The 15,874-nt window shown below is 71.7% G+C and carries 13 protein-coding genes and 2 pseudogenes; 9 read left to right on the plus strand and 6 right to left on the minus strand.

What is annotated here, in order from left to right:
- Both ACZ5Y0_RS16325 and ACZ5Y0_RS16330 read left to right on the plus strand, forming a co-directional pair.
- Window positions 1-1,293 carry an acyl-CoA dehydrogenase family protein gene (locus ACZ5Y0_RS16325; protein ID WP_469129325.1) on the plus strand — a complete coding sequence of 431 codons (1,293 nt, stop codon included), beginning with the start codon at window positions 1-3 and terminating at the stop codon, window positions 1,291-1,293.
- The gene (locus ACZ5Y0_RS16330) at window positions 1,290-1,691 is read left to right on the plus strand and encodes a RidA family protein (protein WP_469129326.1); all 402 of its coding nucleotides are present in this window, start codon (window positions 1,290-1,292) and stop codon (window positions 1,689-1,691) included. The genes ACZ5Y0_RS16325 and ACZ5Y0_RS16330 overlap by 4 nt, the downstream gene beginning before the upstream one ends.
- A 23-nt stretch (window positions 1,692-1,714) precedes the next feature.
- Here the strand turns inward: ACZ5Y0_RS16330 and ACZ5Y0_RS16335 are convergent.
- Window positions 1,715-1,861, minus strand: a pseudogene (locus tag ACZ5Y0_RS16335) (DUF5999 family protein); the annotation flags it as partial.
- 155 nt (window positions 1,862-2,016) lie between these two features.
- Between ACZ5Y0_RS16335 and ACZ5Y0_RS16340 the strand changes: the two are divergent.
- From ACZ5Y0_RS16340 to ACZ5Y0_RS16350, 3 genes are all read left to right on the plus strand, one after another.
- Window positions 2,017-2,988, plus strand: a complete 972-nt coding sequence (locus tag ACZ5Y0_RS16340) for an EamA family transporter (protein WP_469129327.1) — start codon at window positions 2,017-2,019, stop codon at window positions 2,986-2,988.
- Window positions 2,989-3,102: 114 nt separating this feature from the next.
- On the plus strand, window positions 3,103-3,759 hold the full coding sequence (locus tag ACZ5Y0_RS16345; RefSeq protein ID WP_469129328.1) for an RNA polymerase sigma factor: 657 nt from the start codon (window positions 3,103-3,105) through the stop codon (window positions 3,757-3,759).
- The gene (locus ACZ5Y0_RS16350; protein WP_469129329.1) at window positions 3,756-4,844 is read left to right on the plus strand and encodes a CU044_5270 family protein; all 1,089 of its coding nucleotides are present in this window, start codon (window positions 3,756-3,758) and stop codon (window positions 4,842-4,844) included. Before ACZ5Y0_RS16345 ends, ACZ5Y0_RS16350 begins: the two co-directional genes overlap by 4 nt.
- 423 nt (window positions 4,845-5,267) lie before the next feature.
- Here ACZ5Y0_RS16350 and ACZ5Y0_RS16355 read toward each other — a convergent pair.
- Window positions 5,268-5,588 (minus strand): annotated as a pseudogene (locus ACZ5Y0_RS16355) (helix-turn-helix domain-containing protein); the annotation flags it as partial.
- A 219-nt stretch (window positions 5,589-5,807) separates the two neighbouring features.
- Here ACZ5Y0_RS16355 and ACZ5Y0_RS16360 point away from each other — a divergent pair.
- Complete coding sequence (locus ACZ5Y0_RS16360) at window positions 5,808-6,335, plus strand: DUF6584 family protein (RefSeq protein ID WP_469129330.1); 528 nt, start codon at window positions 5,808-5,810, stop codon at window positions 6,333-6,335.
- Between the two features lie 309 nt (window positions 6,336-6,644).
- Here the strand turns inward: ACZ5Y0_RS16360 and ACZ5Y0_RS16365 are convergent, their stop codons facing one another.
- Window positions 6,645-8,174 (minus strand): helix-turn-helix domain-containing protein, encoded by a 1,530-nt coding sequence (locus tag ACZ5Y0_RS16365; RefSeq protein WP_469129331.1) that lies wholly within the window; start codon window positions 8,172-8,174, stop codon window positions 6,645-6,647.
- A 64-nt stretch (window positions 8,175-8,238) separates the two neighbouring features.
- Window positions 8,239-8,439, minus strand: a complete 201-nt coding sequence (locus ACZ5Y0_RS16370; RefSeq protein ID WP_469129332.1) for a DUF4236 domain-containing protein — start codon at window positions 8,437-8,439, stop codon at window positions 8,239-8,241.
- Between the two features lie 863 nt (window positions 8,440-9,302).
- Between ACZ5Y0_RS16370 and ACZ5Y0_RS16375 the strand changes: the two genes are divergently transcribed.
- The 3 genes from ACZ5Y0_RS16375 (at window position 9,303) to ACZ5Y0_RS16385 (ending at window position 14,627) form a co-directional block, all read left to right on the plus strand.
- Window positions 9,303-12,137, plus strand: a complete 2,835-nt coding sequence (locus ACZ5Y0_RS16375; protein ID WP_469129333.1) for an aconitate hydratase — start codon at window positions 9,303-9,305, stop codon at window positions 12,135-12,137.
- 402 nt (window positions 12,138-12,539) lie between these two features.
- Window positions 12,540-13,214, plus strand: a complete 675-nt coding sequence (locus tag ACZ5Y0_RS16380) for a hypothetical protein (RefSeq protein ID WP_469129334.1) — start codon at window positions 12,540-12,542, stop codon at window positions 13,212-13,214.
- Window positions 13,215-13,562: 348 nt separating this feature from the next.
- Window positions 13,563-14,627 (plus strand): lytic polysaccharide monooxygenase auxiliary activity family 9 protein, encoded by a 1,065-nt coding sequence (locus ACZ5Y0_RS16385; protein WP_469129335.1) that lies wholly within the window; start codon window positions 13,563-13,565, stop codon window positions 14,625-14,627.
- Window positions 14,628-14,804: 177 nt separating this feature from the next.
- On the opposite strand, the gene ACZ5Y0_RS16390 is transcribed toward ACZ5Y0_RS16385, so the two are convergent.
- Both ACZ5Y0_RS16390 and ACZ5Y0_RS16395 read right to left on the minus strand, forming a co-directional pair.
- A complete protein-coding gene (locus ACZ5Y0_RS16390; RefSeq protein WP_469129336.1) occupies window positions 14,805-15,062 on the minus strand; it encodes a helix-turn-helix domain-containing protein in 258 nt (85 codons plus the stop codon).
- Window positions 15,062-15,559, minus strand: a complete 498-nt coding sequence (locus ACZ5Y0_RS16395; protein ID WP_469129337.1) for a DUF2975 domain-containing protein — start codon at window positions 15,557-15,559, stop codon at window positions 15,062-15,064. The genes ACZ5Y0_RS16390 and ACZ5Y0_RS16395 overlap by 1 nt, the downstream gene beginning before the upstream one ends.
- Window positions 15,560-15,874 lie beyond the last annotated feature (315 nt).

Consider the following 15,874-nt stretch of genomic DNA (forward strand, 5'->3'; position numbering starts at 1 on the left):
ATGCCCGCGTTCTCGCTCGAACCGGAACAGAGCGCCTGGTGTGCCGAACTGCGCGCCCTGGCCACCGACCGGCTGCGCCCGCTCGCCGAGCAGGGCGAACCCGGCCGGATCAACCGGCCCCTCCTCGTCGAACTGGGCCGACTGGGCCTGCTGGCCCGTCTGTTCACCTCCGGCGCCCTCGACCTCTGCCTCATGCGTGAATCCCTCGCCCACGCCTGCACCGAGGCGGAGACCGCCCTCGCCCTCCAGGGCCTCGGCGCGCACCCCGTCCACGCGCACGGCACCCGCGGTCAGCGCGAGCGGTGGCTGCCCCGCGTCACCGACGGCAGCGCCGTGGCCGCGTTCGCGCTCAGCGAGCCGGGGGCGGGTTCGGACGCGGCCGCGCTCTCCCTCGCGGCGGAACCCGACGGCCCCGACGGCTGGCGCCTGACCGGCGGGAAATGCTGGATCTCCAACGCCCCCGAGGCGGACTTCTACACCGTCTTCGCCCGCACGACGCCCGGAGCGGGCGCCCGTGGCGTCACCGCGTTCCTGCTCCCCGCCGACCGCCCCGGCCTCACCGGCACCGCCCTGGACATGCTCTCCCCGCACCCCGTCGGCAGCCTCACCCTCGACGCCGTCCCGGTCACCACGGCGGACCTGCTCGGCGAACCGGACCGCGGCTTCCGCGTGGCCATGTCCACCCTCAACCTCTTCCGGCCCAGCGTCGGCGCCTTCGCCGTCGGCATGGCCCAGGCCGCCCTCGACGCCACCCTCACCCACACCGCCCGACGAGACGCCTTCGGCGGCAAGCTGAGGGACCTCCAGACGGTCGCCCACCAGGTCGCCGAGATGTCCCTGCGCACGGAGGCGGCCCGCCTGATGGTCCGTGCCGCCGCCACGGCGTACGACACCGGCGCCCCGGACGTGCCGCGCCGCGCCGCCATGGCGAAACTCCTCGCGACCGAGACCGCGCAGTACGTCGTCGACGCCGCCGTCCAACTCCACGGAGCCCGCGCCCTGCGCCGGGGCCATCTGCTGGAACACCTGTACCGCGAGGTGCGGGCGCCACGGATCTACGAGGGGGCGAGCGAGGTGCAACGCGCCATCATCGCCAAGGAGTTGTACGCGGAGGCCGAGCGCGCGGAGGTGAACGCGGCTGCGGATCACAGCGCGTATGCGCATCACGATGCGGGTGCGGGGGCGAATGCCTTTCGCGCGGGGGCGGACGCGGGGGAGGACGGTGCGGCGGTGGCGGACGCGGGTAAGGGTGAGAGCATGCCGTCGCAGCCGGGAGCGGAGGGCGTCCGATGACCGTCGAACGCGTCAACCCGCCCGAGCTGTCCCCGCCGGCCGGCTTCTCGCACGCGGTCGTCGCGACGGGCTCCCGTGTGGTGTTCCTGGCCGGGCAGACCGCGCTGGACACCGACGGGAAGGTGGTCGGGGCCTCGCTGCCGGACCAGTTCGCCCGCGCCGTGACCAATTTGCTGACCGCCCTGTCGGCGGCCGGCGGCACCCCCGCGGACCTCGCGCGCGTCACGGTGTACGTCACGGACGTCGCCGCCTACCGGGCCTGCGCCCCCGAACTCGGTCGGATCTGGCGGGAGTCGGCCGGGCGGGACTACCCGGCCATGGCGGTCCTCGGGATCGTACGGCTGTGGGACGAGGAGGCCCTCGTCGAGCTGGACGGGTTCGCCGTCCTGGGGAACTGATCAGGCGACGGCGAGCCGTTCGGCGGGACGCGGTGCGGGGCCACGACACGTCCGGCGGGCAGCAGCTCGCCCGAGTCGTCGAAGACGATCGTGCCGTCGCACAGCAGGGTCGCGGGCTGCCGGGGCCTGATCGCGCACGTTACGATCGCCGGGTGAATACGTACTGGCACGTCGTGCTGCCGCCGCTCGCCGTCTGACGGGCGCCGGACACCCACTGATGTGACTCCCCGCCCCGACCTGGCGCTCCCCGCGCCGGCCGGTGGCCGTCTCGTGCGCCCGTTCCGGATCGAGTCCCAGACGCATTCGACGACGGAAGACCACGACTGTGCCGAACCGCACCTCGCCCCTGATCCCCGCGCACCCGTCCGCTCCGGCCCCGCTCCACACCCGCCTCCGCCGCCCTCTCCTCGGCGGTGCCGCCCCCGTACTCACCGCGGCCGTGCTGTGGGGCACGACCGGGACCGCCTCCTCCCTCGCCCCGGCCGGAGCGCCCGCCGCGGCCATCGGCTGCGCCGGTCTCGCCCTCGGCGGCATCCTGCTCCTCCTCACCTCCCGCGGCGCCCGCTCACTGCCGGCCGCCGGCACCCGCGCCGAGCGGTGGCTGCTCGTCCTCGGCGCCCTCGCCACGGCCGGCTACCCGGTCACCTTCTACCCGGCCGTGGCCCGCACCGGGGTGGCGGTGGCCACCGTGATCGCGCTCGGCAGCGCGCCGGTGTTCGCCGGACTCCTGTCCCGGCTCACCGGACAGGACCGGCCGACCGCACGCTGGACCGGCGCCACCGTGACCGCGGTCCTCGGCTGCGCGCTCCTGGTGCTGGGCCCCCGGCTCACCGGAGCCACCACACCGGTCGACCTCATCGGCGTGCCGCTCGCCTCCTGCGCCGGACTGTCGTACGCCGTCCACGCGTGCATCGGCGGCCGGCTCATCAGCCAGGGGCACCCTTCCGGCGCGGTGGTCGGGGCGCTGTTCGGCGCCGCCGGGCTGCTCGTCCTGCCGCTCGCCCTGTTCGTCGACGTGACCTGGCTGGGCAGCGTCAGGGGTGCGGCGGTGGCCGGCTATCTCGCCCTGATCACCGTCTACCTCGCCTACCGCCTCTTCGGGTACGGACTGCGCCGTACGTCCGCCTCCGCGGCCACCTCACTGACGCTGGCCGAGCCCGCCGTCGCCGCCGTCCTGGGCGTCACCGTCCTCGGCGAGCGCCTGCCGAACGTCTCCTGGTGCGGGCTGGCCGTCCTGGGGCTGGGGCTCGTCCTCCTCGCCGTCCCCGTGAAGGGAGCGGCCGCCGGAGGAAGGTAGCCGGCGCGCCCGCCGCCGGCGTCCGTGAACGCCGCCGGGGACCGACGCCGTTGTGACGCGGGTCACGGGAAGGCGGTGGGCGCTGCCGGACAGCTCATGGAGGTGAGCATTCATATGCGTGCCCGGATACGGGCCGGGGATCCGACCGCCTTCGCGGAGCTGTTCGACAGCTGGGCGAAGGCGGTCTACAACCATGCCTTCCGGCTGACCGCCGACTGGTCGACGGCCGAGGACGTCATGGCCGCGACGTTCATGGAGGCGTGGCGACTGCGCGAGAGGGTCGATCCCGAGGGCGGCTCGCTACGGCCGTGGCTGCTGGGGATCGCCACCAACACCGCCCGCAACCAGTACCGCAGCAACCGCCGGTACCGGGCGGCGGCGATGGCGGCCGCGGCGGCCGAGTCGGCAGTGCCCGACCACGCCGAGGAGGTGGTCGACCGGCTCGACGACCGGCGACGCCTCGCACGGGCCCTGACGGCCCTGGCCGGCCTGCGCCGGACGGAACGTGAGGTCGTCGCGCTGTGCCTGGGGGAGGGCCTGGAGTACGAGGCCGCCGCGGAGGCCCTCGGGATTCCGGTCGGCACCGTCGCCTCACGCCTCTCCAGGGCACGCAGGAAGCTGCGCGCACTCACCGAGGACGCCCCGCCGGACCCGCCGGCCGGTACCGCGCCGAAGTTGCCCGGCGGAAAACGGGAAGGCGGCCGCCCCGGCCGACAGACAAGAGATGACCACACACCCGTGGTCCGGCCCGCGCAGGGAGGAAACCGATGAACGCGAACACGTCCCGGCAGAGTCCGGCCCAGGGGGAAGAGGGCGACACGCTCTTCTCCCGGACGGCGCGTGACCTGCCGTCGGGCCGACACCAGTTCCACAAGGAGCGTCTGATGGCCCAGATCCACGACGAACAGCGCACCGCGGCCCCGGCACCGGCCCCGGTCCAGGCCCCGGCGGGGCGGCTGAGGCTGCGGCTGCCGCGCCTGGCGATCGCCCTGCCCGTGACGGCGGCCGTCGTGGCCGCGGCGGTCGTCGCCGCCGTGGTGACGTCCGGCGGCGCCGCGGACCGCGGTGTCGCGTCCGGGCCGGCCCTGACCACCTCGATCGGTGCCGCGAGCAGCCAGGGCGTGCCGCAACTCCTCGACAGGATCTCGCTGGCGGCGGCCGAGGTCCCCCACCCGGACGTCGAACCCGGCCAGTTCATCTACATCGAGTCCAGGACCGCCGACACCTTCCTGAAGAACGACGACGACGGAACGACCCTGGCGAGCCACGAGCTGCACCGCCGTCAGATGTGGAAGTCCCCGGACGGCACCGAGGGCTGGCTGATCGACCCGGCCGTCAACGACAGCCCCGAGGGCGAGACGCTGAGCCTCCCGGACGAACAGGGCAACACCCCGAAGGCGAACCTCAACGGCCCGTCGTACGACTACCTCACCCGGCTGACCACCGATCCCGACGCCCTCCTCGCCAAGATCTACAAGGAGACCGCGGGCCAGGGGAACTCGCCCGACCAGGAAGCCTTCACCACCATCGGTGATCTCCTCGGCGAGAGCTACCCTCCCGCGCGGCTGTACTCCGCCCTGTTCCGCACCGCCGCGAAGATCCCCGGTGTCGTCGTCGTCCAGGACGCCGTGGACGCGGTGGGCCGGCACGGCGTGGCGGTGGCCCGGCTGGACGAGACCAGCGGGCAGCGAGAGGAGTGGATCTTCGACAGGAAGACCTACGTCTTCCTGGGCCAGCGCACGGTCCAGGTCGAGAAGCGCACCGGCGAGGAGGCCCGGATCAAGCCCGGCACCATCACCTTCACCAGCGCCGTCATCGAACGAGCGGTCGTCGACGGCATCAAGCAGACCCCGTAACGGCCGCACTCACGCGGGATCCGGCCGCCGCCCCTCGGTCCGACCGAGGGGCGGCGGCCGGCGTCGTCGGTCACATGTCCCGGAAGCACCGGTCGCCCGGCACTTCGCGGGTCATCCGCGCCCCGTCCCACCCGGAGAGTGACGAGGCGTGGCGGGCGGCGGCCGGGGCGGCGGTCCGGAGGCGGTCAGCCGGGCCGGCCGTGTCCTGCCCATCGACGGACACGCGCAGCGCTTCGGCCGGGACGCCGCCCAGCCACCCGCGAGTCCTCACCGCATCCCGGCGCGGCATCCCAGAGCGTCCCAGGCGGCTCTGTTTCCGCAGCTCAACAGGGGTGGGACCGTTCCATGGGCGCAGGTGTGGCGGCAGGTGTTGTGTGGATCCCCGCCGTCCTCCTAGGCCCGTGTCGGCTCGCCTGCTTCCTCGGCCTCCGTCGTCTCGGCTGCCACCCCGGCCCGTGTCGGTCGCGTCCCACCCTCACCCGTCCGGGACCGCTGTCGTGCCGTCACCGCGACCAGCCACCGGCGGTGCAGTTCGAGGCGTTCCTCCGGGGTCGCGCCGCAGAAGACGGCCAGGCGCTCCACGGCGGCGTAGTCCTGCGGGACCGCCTCGCCCGCGCAGTAGCGGTGCAGCGTGGAGGTGTTCATGTGGAGGCGCCGGGCCCGGGAACCGTAGCTCCGGTCCGTGCGGTCCTTCAGTCGGCGCAGCAGCGCCGTGAACTGCTCGACGTCATTCCCGGTCGACATCCTTCCCCCGTCCTCCCGCCTGTCCCCCTCACGGGTCCATGTAACTGCACGTCAGACGGGCATGGATGGTTCCACCGTCGCTCGCCTCGTCAAGGGTCGTCCAGGACCCGCGGGGGTGTCCCGTCCCAGTGGGGTTCAGCCGATGCCGTGGACAGCGAGCGAGTGCTGAGCGACAGAATCAGGTCGACGCATGCCGGTGCGGTATCCGATCATGCGTTCATGCCCCTGGAAGAGACCCTTGCCCGAGTCGATGCGGACCTGGCCGTCGGCCGGGTTCCCCTCGCGCGCCAGCGCCTGCGCGGACTCATTTCGTCCTTCCCGCACGACCTGACGCTCCGTCGTCGTCTGGCCGAGGTGTACCGGCTCTACGGCGACGCCGCCGAGGCCGGACGCTGGATGTACCTCGAAGAGGACCGGAACGCCGACGAGACCGCCGCCTTCGAGGCGCGGTACGGGTCTCCCGGATGGCGGATGAAGGCCCTCGCCTGGCGCGGCCCCGAAGCGAAGGCCGCCACCGCCTTCGCGGCGGGGCAGCTGGTCGCGGTGCGGACCGCCTGCGCCGAGGAGCTGGGGCACCCCGTCGACTGGGACGACCCCGCCTCCTACCGGGACGACCGGGAAGGGGAGTACGAGGCGCCCTTCGAGCCGTGGACGGTCGGCGGTGTGCTGGCGGGCGTCGGCTGCCTGGTGGCTGCGCTCGTGCTCTTCGCGATCTGGGTCAACGGACTCGTCGCCCTGTTCGACTGACGCGGGCCACCGGGGCCTGTGAGGAGGTGTCGCCCACGGCTCGGTGAGACCGCCGGGAACTGCCCTGGACGGGGAAACCCGGGGTGAGGAGTCGAGCGATCTCGCGGTGTCTGGTGTGATCACGGCTCCGGAGCCGTCCTGGACAGCCCCGTTCACCGGGCTGAGTCCTGGACCGTGTCCACGGGCACCGTCGGTGGTGCCCCGGAGGTTCCCATGGGTCCCGCGGCCGCTTCGCGTCCCACGGATGCCGCCGCACCCCGTCCGACCCGCCAAGTTGGCGGGTCGGACGGGGTGCGGCGGCATCGGAAATCAAATGTCCCGGAAGATCTCGATCTGTGCCCCGACCGAGTTGAGCCGCTCGGCGAGGTCCTCGTAACCCCGGTTGATGACGTAGACGTTGCGCAGCACGGACGTGCCCTCCGCCGCCATCATCGCCAGCAGCACGACCACCGCGGGCCGCAGGGCCGGCGGGCACATCATCTCGGCGGCCCGCCAGCGGGTCGGGCCCTCCACCAGGACCCGGTGCGGATCCAGGAGCTGGAGCCGCCCGCCGAGCCGGTTCAGGTCCGTCAGGTAGATCGCGCGGTTGTCGTAGACCCAGTCGTGGATGAGGGTCTTGCCCTGGGCGACGGCCGCGATGGCCGCGAAGAACGGCACGTTGTCGATGTTCAGGCCGGGGAACGGCATCGGGTGGATCTTGTCGATCGGCGCCTCCAGCTTGGAGGGCCGGACGGTGAGGTCCACCAGACGCGTACGGCCGTTGTCGGCGACGTACTCCGGCGTACGGTCGTGGTCGAGCCCCATCTCCTCGAGCACGGCCAGCTCGATCTCCAGGAACTCGACCGGCACCCGGCGCACCGTCAGCTCCGACTCCGTGACGACGGCGGCGGCCAGCAGGCTCATCGCCTCGACCGGGTCCTCGGAGGGGGAGTAGTCCACGTCGACGTCGATGTCCGGCACGCCGTGCACGGTGAGCGTGGTGGTGCCGATGCCCTCGACCTTGACGCCGAGCGCCTCCAGGAAGAAACACAGATCCTGGACCATGTAGTTGGACGAGGCGTTACGGATGACGGTCACCCCGTCGTGCCGGGCGGCGGCCAGCAGCGCGTTCTCGGTGACGGTGTCCCCGCGCTCGGTCAGCACGATCGGCCGGTCCGGGCGGACGGCACGGTCGACGACGGCGTGGTACTGGCCCTCCGTCGCGGCGATGTCCAGCCCGAACCGGCGCAGCGCGATCATGTGCGGCTCGATGGTCCGCGTCCCGAGGTCGCAGCCGCCGGCGTACGGCAGCTTGAAATGGTCCATGCGGTGCAGCAGCGGACCGAAGAACATGATGATCGAGCGGGTGCGTACGGCGGCCTCGGCGTCGATGGCCGCCATGTCCAGCTCGGCCGGCGGCACGATCTCCAGGTCGACGCCCTCGTTGATCCAGCGCGTCCGTACGCCGATCGAGTTCAGCACCTCCAGGAGGCGGTAGACCTCCTCGATGCGGGCGACCCGACGCAGCACCGTGCGCCCCCGGTTGAGCAGCGAGGCGCACAGCAGGGCCACGCAGGCGTTCTTGCTGGTCTTCACGTCGATGGCGCCGGACAGCCGTCGGCCGCCCACGACGCGCAGATGCATCGGCCCCGCGTAGCCCAGTGAGACGATCTCACTGTCCAGGGCTTCACCGATTCGAGCGATCATCTCAAGGCTGATGTTTTGGTTCCCGCGCTCGATGCGGTTGACGGCGCTCTGGCTCGTTCCGAGCGCCTCGGCCAGCTGTGCCTGTGTCCAGCCGCGGTGCTGCCGGGCGTCACGGATGAGCCTGCCGATGCGTACGAGGTAGTCGTCTGCCATGAGGTTGAGGTTATCTCAGATATGAGATCGCGCCTCTCGGGGGGTCTGTCCGGGTGACACCCCGTCAACGGCGCTTGGTGGTACGCGTACGGCGCCAGCCGAAGGGTCCGGGCAGATCCATCGATGTCGTACGACGCCCGGTGCTGCTGTGGGTGTGGCGCGGGCCGTGCGAGCCGCCGCCGGTGGTGATGGACCACGAACGCCGGTTGATGTTCAGGCGCACGCCCGGAAAGATGCGGAAACTCTTGCGGAAAGTGAGGGGCATCGCGACTCTCCTTCTGGGTCGGGACGTCGGGCTCCGTGTGTGGGAGACGCTCCACCTCCGTCTACCCCCGCTCGGCCGGGCCATGGCCGGGGTGCGGCGGACTCGTGGGGCGGTATGGCGGTCATGGCTGATGGACTGACGAATGGTCAGGTGACGACACCGGGGGACCGGTGACGATGGTTCGGTGAACCCCACCCCGTCGTCGCGGCACGCTCTCGCCCTCGCGCGGACGGCCGCCTCGCGCCGGAGTGCGGGCGTGGTCGCCGGCACGGTCGGCAGGGTTGCCGGGCCGGCTGTGGCGAGCGGGTCGATGGTGTCCGGGGCGGCGAGACGGTTGCGGTACCGACGGGAGCGTCTCGGTGCAGGCGCCCCGTCTGCGGGGGGGGGGGGCGACCGGTCGACCGGCCGCCGGGTTCGTCGTGCGGTCGCGACCGTGCGGATCCGTCCGGGTGGGCGGCGCCCGGGAGGGGGCACGGCCTCCGAAGCGCGTCCGGGACGGGCCGCGGCCTTCGGGGCTGAGGACTCGGCGCCGCGGCGGCATCGGTGCCGCACGGGCTTCCGTGGGCGGGCGGCGAAGTGCGGAAGCCGGGGGGCCGGGCTCGTGGCCGCACGGGCCGACTCGCTCGAACCGAGCCGGCCCGGAGCGGGCGAGTCGGCCGCGCCGGGGGAGGTGGCGGCGGGCCCGGGCATGACCAACCAGCCCTCATGTACTAGAGTTATCTCGACATCGAGATATCTGCCGAGGCGCACCGCAGCCGCCACCCCGGTAAGGGTGCCCTAACTTAGCCTGACCTCAGCGGATCGGCCAAGCCCGCGTGACGGCAGGATGCGGTGATACGCGCACATCAATGAAGGAGACTGTCGTGTCGGCGAACAGCTTCGACGCCCGCAGCACGCTGCTGGTGGGCGACGAGTCGTACGAGATCTTCCGGCTGGACAAGGTCGAGGGCTCCGCGCGCCTTCCCTACAGCCTGAAGGTGCTGCTGGAGAACCTGCTCCGCACGGAGGACGGCGCGAACATCACCGCCGACCACATCCGTGCCCTCGGCAACTGGGACTCGCAGGCCCAGCCCTCCCAGGAGATCCAGTTCACGCCGGCCCGCGTGATCATGCAGGACTTCACCGGCGTGCCCTGTGTCGTCGACCTCGCCACCATGCGTGAGGCCGTCAAGGAGCTGGGCGGCGACCCGGCGAAGATCAACCCGCTGGCCCCGGCCGAGCTGGTCATCGACCACTCCGTCATCGCCGACAAGTTCGGCACCAACGACGCCTTCGCGCAGAACGTCGAGCTGGAGTACGGCCGCAACAAGGAGCGCTACCAGTTCCTGCGCTGGGGCCAGACCGCGTTCGACGAGTTCAAGGTCGTCCCGCCGGGCACCGGCATCGTCCACCAGGTGAACATCGAGCACCTGGCGCGCACGGTCATGGTCCGGAACGGCCAGGCCTACCCCGACACCCTGGTCGGCACCGACTCGCACACCACCATGGTCAACGGCCTCGGCGTCCTCGGCTGGGGCGTCGGCGGCATCGAGGCCGAGGCCGCCATGCTCGGCCAGCCGGTCTCCATGCTCATCCCGCGCGTGGTCGGCTTCAAGCTCACCGGCGAGCTGCCCGCCGGCACCACCGCCACCGACCTCGTCCTCACGATCACCGAGATGCTGCGCAAGCACGGCGTCGTCGGCAAGTTCGTCGAGTTCTACGGCGAGGGCGTCTCCGCCACCTCCCTCGCGAACCGCGCCACCATCGGCAACATGTCGCCGGAGTTCGGCTCCACCGCCGCGATCTTCCCGATCGACGACGAGACCCTGAAGTACCTCAAGCTCACCGGCCGCTCCGAGCAGCAGGTCGCGCTCGTGGAGGCGTACGCCAAGGAGCAGGGCCTCTGGCTGGACCCGAAGGCCGAGCCGGACTTCTCCGAGAAGCTCGAGCTGGACCTGTCCACCGTCGTCCCCTCGATCGCCGGCCCGAAGCGCCCGCAGGACCGCATCGTCCTCGCGAACGCGGCCCAGCAGTTCGCCCAGGACGTCCTCAACTACGTCGAGGCCGGCGTGACCGGCGGCGACGACCGCGAGCCGGGCGTGCCCGCACAGGAGAAGCCGCACGGCGTGGCCTCCCCGGTCGACGAGGCCAGTTCCGAGTCCTTCCCGGCCAGTGACGCCCCGGCCTACGGCAACGACGACAACGGCGCCGGCGCCCCCGAGCACGCCGCCGTCACCGGTGCCTCCGCCCCGTCCAGCCCGGTCACCGTGACCGCCCCCGACGGCTCGACGTACGAGATCGACCACGGTGCGGTGACGGTCGCCGCCATCACCTCCTGCACCAACACCTCCAACCCGTACGTCATGGTCGCCGCCGCGCTCGTCGCGAAGAAGGCCGTGGAGAAGGGTCTGACCCGCAAGCCGTGGGTCAAGACCACCCTCGCGCCGGGTTCGAAGGTCGTCACGGACTACTTCGACAAGGCCGGCCTGACCCCGTACCTCGACAAGGTCGGCTTCAACCTCGTCGGCTACGGCTGCACCACCTGCATCGGCAACTCCGGCCCGCTGCCGGAGGAGGTCTCCAAGGCCGTCAACGACCACGACCTCGCGGTCACCTCGGTCCTCTCCGGCAACCGGAACTTCGAGGGCCGTATCAACCCCGACGTCAAGATGAACTACCTGGCCTCCCCGCCGCTGGTCGTCGCGTACGCCCTCGCGGGCTCCATGAAGGTGGACATCACGCGCGACGCCCTGGGCACCGACCAGGACGGCAACCCGGTCCACCTGAAGGACATCTGGCCCACCGAGGCCGAGGTCAACGACGTCGTGGCCAACGCCATCGGCGAGGACATGTTCAACAAGTCCTACCAGGACGTCTTCGCGGGCGACGCCCAGTGGCAGGCCCTGCCGATCCCGACCGGCAACACCTTCGAGTGGGACCCGCAGTCGACGTACGTGCGCAAGCCCCCGTACTTCGAGGGCATGACGATGGAGACCACCCCGGTCTCCGACATCACGGGCGCCCGCGTCCTGGCCAAGCTGGGCGACTCGGTCACCACCGACCACATCTCCCCGGCCGGCGCGATCAAGGCCGACACCCCGGCCGGCAAGTACCTCACCGAGCACGGTGTGGAGCGTCGTGACTTCAACTCCTACGGCTCGCGCCGAGGCAACCACGAGGTCATGATCCGCGGCACGTTCGCCAACATCCGCCTGCGCAACCAGATCGCGCCGGGCACCGAGGGCGGCTACACCCGCGACTTCACCCAGGCCGACGGGCCGGTGTCCTTCATCTACGACGCCTCCCGCAACTACATCGAGCAGGGCATCCCGCTGGTCGTCCTGGCCGGCAAGGAGTACGGCTCCGGCTCGTCCCGTGACTGGGCGGCCAAGGGCACCGCGCTGCTCGGGGTCAAGGCCGTCATCGCCGAGTCGTACGAGCGGATCCACCGCTCGAACCTCATCGGCATGGGCGTGCTGCCGCTCCAGTTCCCGGAGGGCCAGTCCGCCGCCTCCCTCGGCCTGACCGGCGAGGAGACCTTCTCCTTCACCGGCGTCGAGGAACTGAACAACGGCACCACCCCGCGCACGGTCAGGGTCACCACCGACACGGGCGTCGAGTTCGACGCGGTCGTCCGCATCGACACCCCCGGTGAGGCCGACTACTACCGCAACGGCGGCATCATGCAGTACGTCCTGCGCAGCCTGATCCGCAAGTAACGGGCAGCGGTCCGGCAAGGCGGTCGAGGGCCGCACCCCCGGTGACGGGGGTGCGGCCCTCCGTCGTGCGCGCCGTCGCCGACGCGATCACCGCGGCGCACGGCGGCACATCGACGTACGGGGCGAGCCGGGCCGCTCCGGTTCGCCGCCGGCCGAGGGGAGCGGGAGCCAGGACGCGCACGCGGGGAGAGGGCGCGTCGCCGCGGTGAGCGCATGGCGCTGCTCAGGCCGTCGGGGTCGCCCGGTGCCGACGGCCGGCGAACTCCCGGACGAACGCCCAGGTCCCGTCCCGCCCGGGCGACGCCCCGGCCATGCCGCCGCACATGCCGAGCCCGTCAGCCGCGCACGCACCTGACGGGCGGCCCCTGATCGGGGCGGGAGAGCCGTTGATACGGTCCGGCCATGCCCGAAACACATGCAGCAAGCGGTTCCGTCACGAGCGATCCCGTCACCGCGGACGACGTCGAGTACGCCGTCCGTCTGGCCGTGACCACCCTGCGCGGGGCGCAGGGAGCGAACTGGGGCGCCAGGGCAGGGTCCTTGGAATGGGACTGCTGGGAGACCGTCGAACACCTGGCCGACGACCTGTTCGCCTACGCCGCCCAACTGGGTCCGCAGATGCCGCCGTCGGACACCCACGTGCCGTTCGCGTGGAACCGGAGGACACCGGGCGGGCCGGCGAACGTCGTCTTCGCCGACCGTGCCGCCGGCCCGGCGGGCCTGGCGCAGGTCCTGGAGGCGTGTGGCGCGCTGCTCACGGCCGTCGTGCGCACCACGCCGCCGACGGTACGGGCGCACCACGTCTTCGGCCTGGCCGATCCCGAGGGATTCGCGGCGATGGGCGTCGTCGAGACGCTGGTGCACGTGCACGACGTCGCCGAAGGGCTCGGCCTCGGCTGGACACCCGACGCCGACCTGTGCGACCGGGTGCTGACCAGGCTCTTCCCGGACGCCCCGAAGGACACACCCCGCTGGCCCACCCTCCTGTGGGCCACCGGCCGCGCGGAGATCCCGGATCACCCCCGCCGCACGCAGTGGCGCTGGTACGGCGCGCCCGTCGGCGAGCGGCCGTCGTAACGCGTTCAGCGGCCGATGCCGCACCGGTGCCCCGGCAGGGGCTCAGGTGGCTCGCGCCTCGCGGGGAACGCGGGATCGACGGGGCCCGTGGATGAGGCCCGCGCCCCTCGCCGCGTCCCCGATTCCGAGCATCGGTGCCGATTCCGTTTACAAGTCGGCCCTCTAGCGCTACCTTCCGGCACAGGTGAGGTGGGAGCGCTCCCATTTGGTGGACCGGAACCCGCCCGGGACCGCTCCCGCCTCCCCCTCCCCGGCGCACCCTTGTCGGCACCCGCATTCGCACCGTTCCATGCCCGCACGGTCCGTACACGGAAGGACGGACTACTCATGCGAGACGTCATGAATGTCATGGTCAGGACAAACGCGAGGGCGAGGTTACGCACCAAGGCCCTCCTCCTCGTCCTCCTCTCCCTCCTCGCCACCCTCCCCGCCGTCGGACTCATCGTCTCGGCGGGCGGCCAGGCCGAAGCGCACGGCACTCCCATGAAGCCGGGCAGCCGGACCTTCCTGTGCTGGCAGGACGGGCTGACCGACACCGGCGAGATCAAGCCGATCAACCCCGCCTGCAAGAACGCACAGCGGGTCAGCGGGACCACACCGTTCTACAACTGGTTCTCCGTGCTCCGCTCCGACGGCGCCGGCCGCACCCGCGGCTTCGTGCCCGACGGGCAGTTGTGCAGCGGCGGGAACACCAACTTCACCGGTTTCGACGCACTCCGCGACGACTGGCCGCTCACCCACCTCACCTCGGGCTCGACCGTCGACTTCTCCTACAACGCCTGGGCCGCCCACCCGGGCTGGTTCCACGTCTACGTCACCAAGGACGGCTTCGACCCCGCCCGGGCTCTGACCTGGGACGACATCGAGGACCGGCCCTTCCTCAGTGTCGACCACCCGCCGCTCAACGGCAGTCCGGGCACGGTCGAGGCGAACTACGCCTGGAGCGGCAAGCTGCCCGGCGGCAAGACGGGGCGGCACATCATCTACATGGTGTGGCAGCGCTCGGACAGTGCCGAGACCTTCTACTCCTGCTCCGACGTCGTCTTCGACGGCGGCAACGGCGAGGTGACCGGCATTCACGAGCCCGGCAACCCGACCGAGCCCGTCCCCGGCACCTGCACGGCGACCCGCAGGACGACGGGAAGCTGGAGCGGCGGCTACCAGTCCGAGGTCACCGTCACCAACTCCGGCGACATCCCGATGCTCGGCTGGATGGTCGACTGGACGCTGGCCTCAGGTCAGAAGGTGGACAGCCTCTGGAACGGCAACGCCACGTACAACGGCCAGGCGGTGATGGTGCACAACGCCCACTGGAACGGCTCCTTGAGTCCGGGCCAGAGCGCGACCTTCGGATATGTCGTCTCAGGACCCGGCGGTGACAGCGCGACGACCCTTCCCTGCCGGGTCGGTTGAGCCGTTGCACCCGGCTCGTGCCGGAAGCGGGACTCCCCGGAGCCTCGAAGCCCTCGGGGTTCCGGGGAGTCCCCGGAACGCATGGGGGCGCACCGGAACGCACCGGGCCGTGACGGTTCACCCCGCTCCGGCCCGGTGTTGCCGGGATTGGGGGGGGCGGGAACGCGGCGCGTGACGTCAGCCGTCCGCGCCGACAGCGGCCTCGGTCGCTGATGCGGCCCCGCTCCCCACCTCGGCCTCCCAGCGCAGCAGATCCCCGGGCTGGCACTCCAGTACCTCGCAGAGGGCGGCCAGTGTCGAGAAACGCACCGCCTTGGCGCGGCCGTTCTTGAGGACGGCCAGGTTGGCGGGTGTGATCCCGACGCGCTCCGCGAGTTCGCCCACGGACATCTTCCGCCTGGCCAGCATCACGTCGATGTCGACGGCGATCGGCATCAGATCACCTCCGCCAGCTCGGCCTGCATCTGCGCCGCCTCGATGTCGCGTGCCACGGCCTGGGCGAGCAGCATGCGCAGCACGAGCACGACGAGCGCCACCCCCAGGATCGCCATGACGACGCCGCCGATCAGCAGGACGACTCCGGGGGCGACGGCCTCGCCCGGTGCCAGCAGGACCCCGAGGGTGAACATCAGGGCGGCGGCCGCCACGAAGGCGCCGATCACGATGTGGACGTACCGGAAGGCGGCGTGGGAGAAGACGGTTCCGCGGCGCACCATCGTCACCAGGCGCCACACGCAGACCAGGACGACCTGTGCCGTCACGATGCCCAGCACGACGATCACCAGGAACGCTGCGGGCGGGTACGCGAGGTCCGTGTCGACCTCGTCCAGATCCCTGCCCAGCAGGGGCACCATCACCGCCTGCAAGAACCCCGAACCGGCGAGCAGTGCCACGAGCACACCCCGCAGCGCGAGCACGGTCAGCTTGCCCATGTTCTCTCCTTCCATCGAGCGACGATGGAAACCTATCGATTTTCGATAGGAGAGGCAAGCGGGTGACCCTGCCGACCCGTGCTTGATGGTCGGTCGCTCGTCGGGGATGCCGAACAGGTCGAGGTATTTTCCTGGCCACCGCCACCGCCACCGCCACCGCCACCGCCACCGCCACCGCGTCGGCCGCGGGACCCTGCGCCTCTCGCTGCGTTCCGCTCCCACCGGGCGGTCACGGACCTGCCCCTCGGTCCGTGACCGCCCGTCCGGCGACACCAGTTGCCGACGCCCCTGCCCGCCTCGCCCGCGTGGCCAGGG

Source organism: Streptomyces sp. NPDC033216 (genome assembly GCF_055577115.1).

Bases quoted from the DNA above. Each gene is read 5' to 3' on its own strand.
- ACZ5Y0_RS16345 (WP_469129328.1), top strand. From the start codon at position 3,103: ATGCGTGCCCGGATACGGGCCGGGGATCCGACCGCCTTCGCGGAGCTG.
- ACZ5Y0_RS16365 (WP_469129331.1), bottom strand. From the start codon at position 8,174: ATGGCAGACGACTACCTCGTACGCATCGGCAGGCTCATCCGTGACGCC.
- ACZ5Y0_RS16395 (WP_469129337.1), bottom strand. From the start codon at position 15,559: ATGGGCAAGCTGACCGTGCTCGCGCTGCGGGGTGTGCTCGTGGCACTG.
- ACZ5Y0_RS16360 (WP_469129330.1), top strand. From the start codon at position 5,808: ATGCCCCTGGAAGAGACCCTTGCCCGAGTCGATGCGGACCTGGCCGTC.
- ACZ5Y0_RS16390 (WP_469129336.1), bottom strand. From the start codon at position 15,062: ATGCCGATCGCCGTCGACATCGACGTGATGCTGGCCAGGCGGAAGATG.
- ACZ5Y0_RS16350 (WP_469129329.1), top strand. From the start codon at position 3,756: ATGAACGCGAACACGTCCCGGCAGAGTCCGGCCCAGGGGGAAGAGGGC.
- ACZ5Y0_RS16385 (WP_469129335.1), top strand. From the start codon at position 13,563: ATGGTCAGGACAAACGCGAGGGCGAGGTTACGCACCAAGGCCCTCCTC.
- ACZ5Y0_RS16325 (WP_469129325.1), top strand. From the start codon at position 1: ATGCCCGCGTTCTCGCTCGAACCGGAACAGAGCGCCTGGTGTGCCGAA.
- ACZ5Y0_RS16330 (WP_469129326.1), top strand. From the start codon at position 1,290: ATGACCGTCGAACGCGTCAACCCGCCCGAGCTGTCCCCGCCGGCCGGC.
- ACZ5Y0_RS16370 (WP_469129332.1), bottom strand. From the start codon at position 8,439: ATGCCCCTCACTTTCCGCAAGAGTTTCCGCATCTTTCCGGGCGTGCGC.
- ACZ5Y0_RS16380 (WP_469129334.1), top strand. From the start codon at position 12,540: ATGCCCGAAACACATGCAGCAAGCGGTTCCGTCACGAGCGATCCCGTC.